13 protein-coding genes are annotated in these 11228 nt (G+C 68.0%); 10 read left to right on the top strand and 3 right to left on the bottom strand.

Annotated features, from left to right (window positions below; translation table 11 throughout):
* A partial coding sequence (locus tag HMPREF2886_RS34865) for a DEAD/DEAH box helicase (protein ID WP_218189078.1) occupies positions 1 to 862 on the bottom strand: 862 nt, incomplete at its 3' end.
* Positions 863 to 1145: 283 nt separating this feature from the next.
* Here HMPREF2886_RS34865 and HMPREF2886_RS31490 point away from each other — a divergent pair.
* Positions 1146 to 3044: an acyl-CoA synthetase gene (locus HMPREF2886_RS31490; protein ID WP_033975831.1), complete on the top strand. Its 1899-nt coding sequence runs from the start codon at positions 1146 to 1148 to the stop codon at positions 3042 to 3044.
* 15 nt (positions 3045 to 3059) lie between these two features.
* On the opposite strand, the gene HMPREF2886_RS31485 is transcribed toward HMPREF2886_RS31490, so the two are convergent.
* Positions 3060 to 3707, bottom strand: a complete 648-nt coding sequence (locus HMPREF2886_RS31485; RefSeq protein ID WP_042165414.1) for an alpha/beta hydrolase — start codon at positions 3705 to 3707, stop codon at positions 3060 to 3062.
* 296 nt (positions 3708 to 4003) lie between these two features.
* On the opposite strand from HMPREF2886_RS31485, the gene HMPREF2886_RS31480 reads away from it, so the two are divergent.
* The 9 genes from HMPREF2886_RS31480 to HMPREF2886_RS31440 all read left to right on the top strand — a co-directional run bounded on the left by HMPREF2886_RS31480 (position 4004) and on the right by HMPREF2886_RS31440 (position 11016).
* The gene (locus tag HMPREF2886_RS31480; protein WP_033975828.1) at positions 4004 to 5029 is read left to right on the top strand and encodes an amino acid ABC transporter substrate-binding protein; all 1026 of its coding nucleotides are present in this window, start codon (positions 4004 to 4006) and stop codon (positions 5027 to 5029) included.
* A 112-nt stretch (positions 5030 to 5141) separates the two neighbouring features.
* Positions 5142 to 5858 (top strand): phosphatidylcholine synthase, encoded by a 717-nt coding sequence (gene pcsA, locus HMPREF2886_RS31475; RefSeq protein WP_003105024.1) that lies wholly within the window; start codon positions 5142 to 5144, stop codon positions 5856 to 5858.
* A gap of 70 nt (positions 5859 to 5928) precedes the next feature.
* On the top strand, positions 5929 to 6411 hold the full coding sequence (locus tag HMPREF2886_RS31470; protein WP_033972184.1) for a nuclear transport factor 2 family protein: 483 nt from the start codon (positions 5929 to 5931) through the stop codon (positions 6409 to 6411).
* Between the two features lie 66 nt (positions 6412 to 6477).
* The gene (locus tag HMPREF2886_RS31465; protein ID WP_003092922.1) at positions 6478 to 7179 is read left to right on the top strand and encodes a glutathione S-transferase C-terminal domain-containing protein; all 702 of its coding nucleotides are present in this window, start codon (positions 6478 to 6480) and stop codon (positions 7177 to 7179) included.
* Complete coding sequence (locus HMPREF2886_RS31460; RefSeq protein WP_033972183.1) at positions 7172 to 7486, top strand: GIY-YIG nuclease family protein; 315 nt, start codon at positions 7172 to 7174, stop codon at positions 7484 to 7486. The genes HMPREF2886_RS31465 and HMPREF2886_RS31460 overlap by 8 nt, the downstream gene beginning before the upstream one ends.
* 28 nt (positions 7487 to 7514) lie before the next feature.
* Complete coding sequence (locus tag HMPREF2886_RS31455; protein WP_033972182.1) at positions 7515 to 8204, top strand: CatB-related O-acetyltransferase; 690 nt, start codon at positions 7515 to 7517, stop codon at positions 8202 to 8204.
* Positions 8205 to 8324: 120 nt separating this feature from the next.
* The gene (locus tag HMPREF2886_RS31450) at positions 8325 to 9260 is read left to right on the top strand and encodes a glutathione S-transferase family protein (RefSeq protein ID WP_033975824.1); all 936 of its coding nucleotides are present in this window, start codon (positions 8325 to 8327) and stop codon (positions 9258 to 9260) included.
* A gap of 3 nt (positions 9261 to 9263) precedes the next feature.
* Positions 9264 to 10016 (top strand): VIT1/CCC1 transporter family protein, encoded by a 753-nt coding sequence (locus tag HMPREF2886_RS31445; protein ID WP_033972180.1) that lies wholly within the window; start codon positions 9264 to 9266, stop codon positions 10014 to 10016.
* Positions 10017 to 10104: 88 nt separating this feature from the next.
* A complete protein-coding gene (locus HMPREF2886_RS31440; RefSeq protein WP_033975823.1) occupies positions 10105 to 11016 on the top strand; it encodes a hypothetical protein in 912 nt (303 codons plus the stop codon).
* 42 nt (positions 11017 to 11058) lie between these two features.
* Here the strand turns inward: HMPREF2886_RS31440 and HMPREF2886_RS34490 are convergent.
* Positions 11059 to 11228 (bottom strand): nucleoid-associated protein (locus HMPREF2886_RS34490; protein ID WP_177344474.1); only part of this gene is annotated, 170 nt, incomplete at its 5' end.

The raw sequence follows: 11228 nt of genomic DNA, 5'->3' as shown, positions 1-11228 counted from the left end.
CCATGTCGAGCATGCGGTCGGCTTCGTCGAGGACCATCACCTCGACCATGTCCAGGTGCACCTCGCCGCGCTGGTTGAAGTCCAGCAGACGGCCTGGAGTGGCTACCAGGATGTCGCAGAAGCGCGCTTCCAGCTGCTTGAGTTGCTTGTCGAAGTCCATGCCGCCGACGAAGGTCATCACGTTCAGCCCGGTGTACTTGGTCAGCGCCGCGGCGTCCTTGGCGATCTGTACCACCAGTTCGCGGGTCGGGGCGATGATCAGCGCGCGCGGCTCGCCCATGTAGCGCTCTTTCGGCGGCGGGGTCTGCAGCAACTGGGTGATGATCGAGATGAGGAACGCGGCGGTCTTGCCGGTGCCGGTCTGGGCGCGGCCGATGGCGTCCTGGCCGCGCAGGGTGAAGCCCAGTACCTGCGCCTGGATCGGCGTGCAGTAGGGGAAGCCGAGGTCATGGATGGCGTGCATCAGGCTCGGGGCGAGGTTGAAGTCGTGGAAGCGGGTCTTGCCTTCCTGCGGTTCGACCACGAAGTCTTCCAGCTTCCAGTTGTCCACCGGCTTCGGCTTGCGTTCGCGGCGCGGCTTGTCGGTGCGCGGCTTGGCCTCCCGGCCTTCTTTGCCGGCGGGTTTGGTGGGCTTTTCGGCTTTCTCGGCCTTTTCAGCGGCGCGCGGGGCGCCGGACTCGTTGTCGGCGCGCGGGGGGCGCGGTTTGCGTGGGCGTTTCTCGGTCGGCTTTTCGCCGGTGGGGGCGGTACCTTTCGCGGTAGCGCCGGTAGCGCCGGCAGGGCCTTGCAGGACCGGGGAGGAACCGCTCTGCGGCTGGGTTCCGTCGGCCTTGCCGAAGATTTTCTTGAGTGCTTTGAGCACGGCGATCTCGTAGTGGTTAAGGAATGAACGGGCGCCAGTGTAAAGCATGTTGCCAGCGGGGAGAAATCCATGCTTGGTCGGGCACCTCCAGGCCTGGCCGGACGGGGCCTGGAGGGGGCTGCGCGAAGTTCCCGGGAGAGCCTCCGGGAGGGTTCGTGCGCGGGACCGGCGGCGCGCTACAAAAAGACAACGGTAGGGCGACGACGGGGGTGGCATCTTCGGGATGGTGCCGGAGCGATCCGGCGAGTGTCCGCCCACTCACCAACGGAAGAACAAGAAAACCATGAATCCGTCCCCATCGATCGCCGGGCTGAGCGATATCGAAGCCCTGGAACGCGTGCCGCTGGAACAGCGCGACCTGCCGTCCAGCACCTACGAACTGTTGCAACGCTCGGCCCGGCGCCACGGCCAGCGTATCGCCCTGAGCTGCCTGCTGCATGGCAGCGCCGCCGAAGAACCGTTGCGGATCAGCTATGCCGAGCTGTTCGCCCGCGTCACCCAGACCGCCAACGCCTTGCACCGGCTGGGCCTGGAAAGCCACCAGGCGGTGTCCTTCCTGCTGCCCAACCTGCCGCAGACCCACTACGTGATCTGGGGCGGCGAGGCCGCCGGGATCGTCAATGCGATCAACCCGCTGCTGGAGCCGGAGCACATCGCCGAGCTGATCCGCGCCTCCAACACCCGGGTGCTGGTGACCCTGGCGCCGTTCCCCGGCACCGACCTGTGGCAGAAGGTCGCCGGCCTGCGCGCACAGTTGCCGGAGCTGTATGCGATCGTCGTGGTCGATCCGGCCAACCTGTTGCCGGCACCGCAGCGCGAGGCGCTCAAGGCCCAGCGCGGGCCGCTGCCGGAGGGCGTGCTGGACTTCGATACGCTGATCGCCGACTGCCCGGCAGACCGCCTGGAGAGCGGACGGGCGATCCATCCGGACGACGTCGCTTCCTATTTCCACACCGGCGGCACCACCGGCACGCCGAAGCTGGCGCCGCACAGTCACTTCAACGAGGTGGCGATGGCCGAGATCATGGGCCTGAACGCCGACTACGGGGTGGACGACGTGTTGCTCTGCGGTCTGCCGCTGTTCCACGTCAACGGCGTGATGGTTACCGGCCTGGCGCCCTTCCATCGCGGCGCCCAGGTGCTCCTGGCCGGGCCCCAGGGCTACCGCAATCCGACCCTGATCCAGGACTTCTGGAAGCTGGTGGAGCGCCACCGGGTCACCAGCTTCAGTGGCGTACCGACCATCTACGCGGCGTTGCTGCAGGTTCCCAGCGATGGCCGCGACCTGTCCAGCCTGCGTTTCGCCCTGTGCGGCGCGGCGCCGATGCCGGTGGAGCTGATCCGCCAGTTCGAGGCGCGTACCGGGCTCAAGGTGATCGAAGGCTACGGACTCACCGAAGGCACCTGCGGTACCAGTTGCAACCCGCGTGGCGGCGAGCGCCGGCCGGGTTCGATCGGCCTGCGCCTGCCGTACTGCCAGGTGAAGGTCGCGGTGCTCGACGGCGAGGGCAACTACCTGCGCGATGCCGCGCCGAACGAGGTGGGCAACCTCTGCCTGAAGGGCCCGACGGTGTTCAAGGGCTACCTGCAACAGGACCGGAACCGCGATATCTGGGTCGGCGATGGCTGGTTCAATACCGGCGACCTCGGTCGTATCGACGAGGACGGTTACATCTGGCTCACCGGGCGCAGCAAGGACCTGATCATTCGCGGAGGCCACAACATCGACCCACAGATGATCGAAGAAGCGCTGCACCGGCATCCGGCCGTGGCCCTTGCGGCGGCGGTGGGCAAGCCGGACGCCAAGGCCGGCGAGTTGCCGGTGGCGTATATCCAGCTCAAGCCCGGCGCCAGCGCCAGCGAGGAAGAGCTGCTGGAACACGCCAGCCGCCACGTACCGGAGCGGGCGGCTGTGCCCAAGGATGTCTGGCTGATCGAGAGCATGCCGGTCACCGCGGTGGGCAAGACCTTCAAGCCGGCGCTGCGCCTGGACGCGATCCGCCGGGTGCTGGAGGAGGAAAGCCGGAGGATCGCCGAGGATATCCGCGTGGAGGTGGTCGCCGACGAGCGCCACGGCCAGCTCGCCCACCTGCACGTTCCCGCGCTCGACGAAAGACGCCGGGCGGCGCTGGAAGAGCTGCTCGGCAGCTACGCGCTGAACTACCGGCTGCACGCCGTCTGAGAGACGCTGCGGGGATCAGAGGCGCTTGCGCAGCCAGGCGCCGATGTCGTGGATCTCCTCCAGGGACACCTCGTGGCCCATCGGGTAGTCGTGCCAGCCCACCTCAACGCCCTGCGCCTGCAAGGCGTCATGGGCCGCGCGGCCGAGCGCCGGGTCGACCACGTCGTCCTGGCTGCCATGCAGGTGCAGGACCGGAATCCGCTTGTGGCGCTCGTCCAGCGCCAGGTCGTCGAAGGTCGGCGCGTAGGTGGATAGCGCCAGCACCCCGCCGAGCGGCTGGGCGTAGCGGCGGAAGGCGGTATGCAGGACCACCGCGCCACCCTGGGAGAAACCGGCGAGGATGATCCGTTCGGCGGCGACGCCCTTGGCGCGCTGTTCATCGATGAGGGCGATGACCTGGTCGGCGGAGGCGTTCAACTGGTCTTCGTCGATGGCCCGCGCCGGACTGAAGGCAAGGATGTCGTACCAGCTCGGCATGACCCAGCCGCCATTGACCGTCACCGCCTGGCTCGGCGCCTGGGGGAGGATGAAGCGGGTGCTCGGCAGGACCATCTGCAGGGCTTCGGCCACCGGTTTGAAGTCGGTACGGTCGGCGCCCAGGCCGTGCAGCCAGATGATGCAGGCGTCGGCATTCGGGGCATCGAGGATCAGGGGTTCGCTCATGACGGCTCCAGGCAGGGGGCATATGCGTTCGGAATGGGAGGACCATTCGACAACAGGCGCTTTCCCGCTCGCAAGTCGGCCAGATTGTCGCAGATCATGCATTCGCCAATTTCCCGCGGATGCGCTTTGCTAAGGGAAGTGCGCCGGGCACGCCGTTCGTCGCCCGCCGCCGTCGCGCCGCCGGCTGCCCCTGCCGGTGCCGCGGCGCTTGCGGTTACAGTGCGGCGACCGGCCCGGGAAGCGACCGGCGCGGGGCCGGCGGTTCACCCAGGGGCGGCGAAGGGAGTGGCGAACAGATGACAATAATGAAAGGTACCTGGCTGCTGCTGGCCGCCGTCTGCTTCGGCGCCAGCGCCACGGCCGAGGCCGGTGCGACGCTGGATGCGGTGAAGCGCAAGGGCTACGTGCAGTGTGGCGTCAGCGACGGCCTGCCGGGGTTCTCCTACGCCGACGCCAAGGGCCGTTTCAAGGGGCTCGACGTCGACATCTGCCGGGCGCTGGCCGCCGCGCTGTTCGGCGACGCCGAGAAGGTGCGCTTCACTCCGCTGTCCGCCACCGAGCGGTTTTCGGCGTTGCAGTCCGGTACGGTCGATCTGCTCTCGCGCAACACCTCATGGACCAGTTCGCGGGATACCGCGCTGGGCATCCACTTCACCGGCGTCACCTATTTCGACGGCCAGGGCTTCCTGGTCAATCGCAAGCTCGGCGTGTCCAGCGCCCGCGAACTGAAGGACGCGACAGTGTGCATCCAGTCCGGCACCACCAACGAGCTGAACGTGGCGGACTACTTCCGGGCCCACGGCATCCGCTACAAGGCGGTGCTCGACGACAGCTACGAGAAGAGCGCCCGTGCCCTGGAGGCGGGGCAGTGCGACGTGCTCAGCTCCGACCAGTCGCAGCTCTACGCCCAGCGCCTGAAGCTGGCCAAGCCGGAGCAGTACGTGGTGCTGCCGGAAGTGATCTCCAAGGAGCCGCTCGGCCCGGCCGTGCGGCAGGGCGACGAAGCCTGGTTCAACATCGTCCGCTGGACCCTGTACGGCCTGCTCAACGCGGAGGAGCTGGGGGTCACCTCGAGCAACGTCGAGCGCCAGGCCAGGGACAGCCGCAACCCGGACGTCGCCCGCCTGCTCGGCAGCGAGGGCGACGCTGGCAAGGACTTGCAGCTGCCGCGCGACTGGGTGGTGCAGATGGTGCGCCAGGTCGGCAACTATGGCGAGATCTTCGCCCGCAACGTCGGCGACGACAGCCCGCTGAAGATGCCGCGCGGCCTCAACGCGCAATGGAATCTCGGCGGCCTGCACTATGCGCCGCCGATCCGCTGACCGGCAGGGGCTGGCTGAACTCTCGCCAGCACCGACAATCCGATAACAGACAGACGCACCGGTGCCGGTGCACTATAGAGCGACGTGTCATGCCGAACACCGAACAAGAGAAATGCCCGTGAACCTATCGATGACTCCCATCAACAAAGCCAAGGCCTGGGGCGTCCACGCCGTCACTGCCAGCGGCGTGATCCTGGCCTTGCTGGCCCTGCTCGCGCTGGTCGACAACAAACCCCAGGCCTGCCTGCTCTGGCTCGGCCTGGCCCTGCTGGTGGACGGCCTCGACGGCACCCTGGCGCGCAAGTACGAAGTCAAGGAAATGCTGCCGCATTTCGACGGCTCGGTGCTCGACCTGGTGATCGACTACCTGACCTACGTGTTCATCCCGGCCATCTTCATCTACCGCTACATCCCCCTGCCGGAGCATTTCGAGCTGCTGGCGGTGGGCGTGATCCTGGTTTCGTCGCTGTTCTGCTTCTGCAACGTCAACATGAAGAGCACCGACAACTACTTCGTCGGCTTCCCGGCCGCCTGGAACGTGGTGGCGGTGTACTTCTACGTGCTCGACCTGCACCCCTGGGTCAACCTCGCCACGGTGCTGGTGCTGGCTGCCCTGACCCTGACCCGGATGAAGTTCCTCCACCCGTTCCGCGTGCGCCAGTTCATGCCGCTGAACATCGCGGTGACCTTCGTCTGGCTGATCAGCAGCGGTCTGCTGATCGTTCAGCAGCCGGCCGACCTGCCGATCCTGCTCGGCCTGTGGTTCGCCGCCTCGGCCTATTTCGTCGGGATCTGCCTCTGGCGCAGCGCCCGCGAGTGGTTCGGCTGAAACGACCCGGCACGACGGCGTTCCCGCCTGGGGACGCCTGGCAAGCCCCTCTCATCGCAAGGAACCCCGCATGGCCCACCCCAACGCCGAACTGATCGAGCGCTTCTACCAGGCCTTCCAGCGCCTCGACGGCGAGGCCATGGCGGCCTGCTACGCCCCCCAGGCGACCTTCCACGACCCGGCCTTCGGCGAACTGCGCGGGCGCGAGGTGGGCGACATGTGGCGCCTGCTGACCAGCCGGGCGCGGGACTTCCGCCTGGACTACGCGAAGGTCCGCGCCGACGAGAGCGAGGGGTGTGCGCAATGGGTGGCCCACTACCTGTTCACCCAGACCGGGCGCAGGGTGGAGAATCGCATCGAGGCCCGTTTCCGCTTCGCCGACGGTTTGATCGTCGAGCATTGCGACCAGTTCGACCTGTGGCGCTGGAGCCGCCAGGCGCTTGGCGCCAAGGGCCTGCTGCTGGGTTGGGCGCCGCCGGTGCAGCGGGCGATCCGCGGGCAGGCGCGCAAGGGCCTGGCCGCCTACCAGGCTGCCCATCCGGCGGCCGGCTGAGGCTGTCGGTGGCCGAAGCGCGGATAATCTCCTAAGCTCGCCGCGGACAACCCGCAGGACGCCGCGATGATCACGCTCTTCCAGTTCCCCGCCGCATTCAACGTACCCAATGCCAGTCCCTACTGCCTGAAACTGGAAACCTGGTTGCGCCTGGCCGGCCTGGAGTACCAGGTGAAGGTCGTCAGCGACCCGCGCAAGGCGCCCAAGGGCAAGCTGCCCTACGTGCGTATCGAGGGCGAGGCGATCGGCGACAGCGAGATCGTCATCCGTACCCTCGGCGAACGCTACGGGGTCACTCTCGACGCTGGCCTGGACGCCCGGGGCAAGGGCTGGGCACGGGCGATCACGCGCCTGTGCGACGAACACCTGTACTACCTGATGCTGTATTTCCGCTGGTTCGACGAGGACAGTTGGCGCGTGCTCAAGCCGGTGTTCTTCGGCTCGCTGCCATTCGGCGTGCGCGACGCGGTGGCCTGGGCCATGCGCCGCAAGGTCCGCGCTACCCTCAGGGCGCAGGGACTCGGGGTCCACGGCAGGGATGAACTGCTGGCCTTCGCCCGCGACGACCTCGATGCCCTCGACGGCCTGCTCGGCCAGGTCCCGTACTACGGTGGCGAACATCCGTGCAGCGCCGATGCCGCCGCTTACGGTATCCTCGCCAACCTCATCGAGGCGACCCTGGATACCCCACTCAGCCATGTGGCGCGAGGCTATCCGCGCCTGGTGGCGTATTGCGAGCGGATGCGGGAGCGGGTCTGGAGTGAGTGAGGCGACGGCCGCCACGGCGGCGATCGGGAAGTGTTGGTCGGTCTACCTGGTGAGGGCGGAAAACGGTGCGTTGTACTGCGGCATCAGCGACGATCCGCTGCGCCGCTTCGATACTCATTGCAGCGGCAAGGGCGCGCGGTTCTTCCATTCCAGCCCCGCCCGCGCGCTGGTCTACGTCGAGGCCTGCGCCAGCAAGGGCGACGCCCTGCGCCGCGAGCGGGCGATCAAGGCACTGAGCAAGCGCGCCAAGGAGCGCCTGTTGGTCGGCGTACCGGTGTTGCGCGAGGTCGGCGAGCCGGCAGTCTAGGACGTTCATCTGCGGTCATGGGGTATTCGTGGGTTACCTGAAGAATCATTGGTGGAAACGCTGGATCCGCCGCCGCGGCTGCAAGCTGGCCGGCGGCCCGGCCAGTGTCGGCAAGCGCACCACGCTGGTGCTCGAGGAGCACGTCGAACTCGGTCACCTGCGCATCGTCCCGCCGAGACTGGAGATCGGCGCCTACAGCTATGTGCGCAGCGGCACCGACCTGTCCCTGGTGGCGTCCATCGGGCGTTTCTGCTCGATCGGTTCGGACTGCTTCATCGGCCAGGAAAAACACACCCATCCCAGCGACTGGGTGAGCAGCCACCCCTTCCAGCACACCGGCACCGCGCTGCGCTACGAGCCGGCGCTGAGCTACGCGGAAATCGGCCACGACGTCTGGATCGGACACAGCGCGATGGTGATGGAAGGGGTCAAGGTCGGGACTGGGGCGATCATCGCCACCCGCGCCGTGGTCACTCGCGACGTGCCGCCCTATGCCATCGTCGCCGGCACTCCGGCGCAGGTGATCCGCTATCGGCATCCGCCGGAGATCATCGAGGGCCTGCTCGCCTCACGCTGGTGGGAGCTGGATAGCGCCTTCCTCACCGGCCTGCCGCTGGACCGTCCCCGGGAGTTCCTCGCCGCCCTGGAGGCGCGCGAGGCGCCGCGTGCGGCGTACCGGCGGATGACCATCACCCGCCAGGGGTGCCGGCTGGATTGAGCGCGCCCATCGCCAGGCCCATCGGGCCTGGCGATGGAGTGCCCTTCATGTCCCGGATTGTCATAGGCGCGTTTTCCCAGCCGCGCTAAGCTGATGCCTCACATCCGCCCGGAGGCGCCCATGTCAGAGCTGATCCTGCATCACTATCCCACTTCGCCCTTCGCCGAGAAGGCGCGCCTGCTGCTCGGTTTCAAGCAACTGTCCTGGCGTTCGGTGATGATTCCGCCGGTGATGCCCAAGCCGGACCTGGTGGCGCTGACCGGCGGCTATCGGAAGACCCCGGTGTTGCAGGTCGGCGCCGATGTGTATTGCGATACCGCGTTGATCGCCCGTCGCCTGGAGCAGGAGAAGGCGGTCCCGGCGCTGTTCCCCGAAGGCCAGGAGATGGTCGCCGCGAGCTTCGCCCAGTGGGCCGACGCAGTGCTGTTCCAGCACGCGGTAAGCCTGGTGTTCGCCCCGGAGTCCATCGCCGTGCGCTTCGGCAAGCTGCCGCCGGAATTCCTCAAGGCCTTCATGGCCGATCGCAGCCAGCTGTTCAGCGGCGGCAGCGCCGGCCGCCTGCCGCTGGAACAGGCGCGTCACCAGTGGCCGGCATTCATGGCGCGACTGGAGCGCCAGTTGTCGCGCGAGGACGGCGATTTCCTGTTCGGCGAAGCGTCCGTCGCCGACTTCGCCGTGGCGCACTGCCTGTGGTTCCTCAAGGGTACGCCGGTCACCGCGCCGCTGGTCGACGATTACCCGCAGGTGCAGGCCTGGTTGGGACGGGTGCTCGGCTTCGGCCATGGCGCGCCAGCCGAGATGAGTGCGGAGGAAGCCCTGGAGGTGGCTCGCGGCAGCCAGCCCGCGGCATTGCCGGACGAATCCTTCAGCGACCCCAACGGTTTCCTGCCCGGCCAGGCGGTCGCCATCGCCGCCACCGACTACGGTGTCGACGCGGTACAGGGCGAACTGCTCTTCGCCGGCAGCGAGGAACTCATCCTGCGCCGCGAAGACCCGCGGGCGGGTACCGTGCATGTGCATTTCCCGCGCCTGGGCTTTCGCATCGAGGCGCGTTGAGGCATGCCGGCGGAGACCCCGCCGCTGCGGCCGGACGCCGATCCGCCGCAGTGCGCGTTGCCCGAGGCGAGGCCGGACCGCGACGCCGGCACCAAGCTGCGCGCGGCGGTGCTCGGTGCCAACGATGGCCTGGTGTCGAACCTGTGCCTGGTGATGGGCGTGGCGGGTGCGAGCATGGCGCATTCGTCCATCGTCCTCACCGGGATGGCCGGACTGGTGTCCGGGGCCTGTTCGATGGCCCTTGGCGAGTGGCTGTCGGTGACCAACGCCCGCGAGATGGCGAGCAAGCGCATCGCCGAGGAAGAACGCCTGCTCAGGCTCTGCCCGAACACCGAGACCCAGGAACTGATCGATATCTTCACCGCCAAGGGGCTGAGCGAGGTGTCCGCCCGGCGCGTGGCCCTGCAACTGATGAACGACGGTCGTGGCGCGCTGGACACCTTGTCCCGCGAGGCCCTCGGCATCGATCCGACGGAGTTGGGCGGCAACCCGTGGAACGCGGCGGGCACGTCGTTCCTGCTGTTTTCCCTTGGCGCCCTGGTGCCGGTGGCGCCGTTCCTGTTCCTCGACGGCGCCGCGGCGCTGGTCGCAAGCCTGTTGTCCAGCCTGCTTGCGCTGCTGTTCAGCGGCGCGGTCACCGCCCGTTTCACCGGGCGGCCGCTGGCGTTCTCGGCGTTGCGCCAGGTGCTGGTCGGTACCCTTGCCGCGGCCCTCACCTATGGGTTGGGCACCGCGCTCGGCGTGGGCCTGGGTTGAAAGCCCTTCGCCTGCCGGGGGCGCCGTTTTACACTGCGACACCCGGCCGGCGTGGCCGGGAATTGGAAAAACCGACCAGGGAGTGGCCATGAACGCCTACGACATCGAAATCGTCAACGACGCCGCGCACACCGGCGAAGCCAACCACGGCTGGTGCTTCGGCCTGCCGCCGGGCATCCGTCCGGAGCAGTGGCCGCTGGATCCGGACACCGGCTATCCGCTGATGCACGGCTTCACCCTGCTGCTGCCGGAGGACTACCGGGTGCATGGCCCGGAGATCGTCGCGCTGAGCTTCTTCTCCCTCGCCCCGGACCAGAACGACGGTGGACCGACCAGCGTCGACGGCATTCGCGAGATGCTCATCGATCCGCCCGCGCAACCGCCGGCCGAAGCGGAACTGCGGCCGTTCTGGGAGGCCGGGCGCAATAGCCATCCGCGTCTGCATCGGATGGAGGACATCCTCGGCGGCGCCTATGCGTTGATCCTGCTCGACGCCGCTGAATTCAGCGGCGCGCCCTGCCAGCCGCCGGCGCTGCCGGCGGGCAACCCGCTGTTGGCGCAGACCGAGCCGCCGCAGTGGCTGGAGGCTGGTTCGGCGGCCAGCTTCGTGCCGGACTGGGCGGAGGACGACTACTACCTGCTGCGCGCCCTCGGTGGCCGCCCGGCGGCCGGCCACCAGCAGCGCTACCCGCTGCGCTGGACGGCGCGGGCGCAAGACCCCAACGCCGGGGTGGTGCCCAGCGAATACGGCGACGGCGGCTACCAGCTGCCGCACTACTGGCTGGACGGCAGGATCGAGCGCGACAACTACCGCGAGCATCCCTGGGTGGAAGGGCACCTGCCGAACCATATCGGCGGCACCATGCGTCCGGTGCAGGGCGTACCGGAGATGAGTCCCTTCTACGTAGAGTTCGAGGAATACCTGGGCGGTTACAACTTCGGCGGCGGCAACGCCCAGCTCGATTTCCGCGACATGCGCTTCGACTGGGCCTGCGGCTGAGGAGGGAAAGGGAGCGCCGGCGGCGCTCCGGGGCGGCGCGGGTCAGTCCTTGCGCCGCTTGAGCTGGTCCTTCAACTGGGTCGGCAACTGACGGATGATCAGCATGTCGCGCTCTTCGTCGTATTCCACCTTGGAGCCCAGCAGGTGCGCCTCGAAGCTGATCGACAGGCCTTCGGCGCGGCCGGTGAAGCGGCGGAACTGGTTGAGGGTGC

Origin of the sequence: Pseudomonas sp. HMSC066A08 (assembly GCF_001813025.1) — a bacterium.
Taxonomy (GTDB): Bacteria; Pseudomonadota; Gammaproteobacteria; order Pseudomonadales; family Pseudomonadaceae; genus Pseudomonas; species Pseudomonas aeruginosa.
The sequence above is the reverse complement of the archived record's forward strand: the minus strand, read 5'-3'. Positions and strand labels throughout refer to the sequence as shown.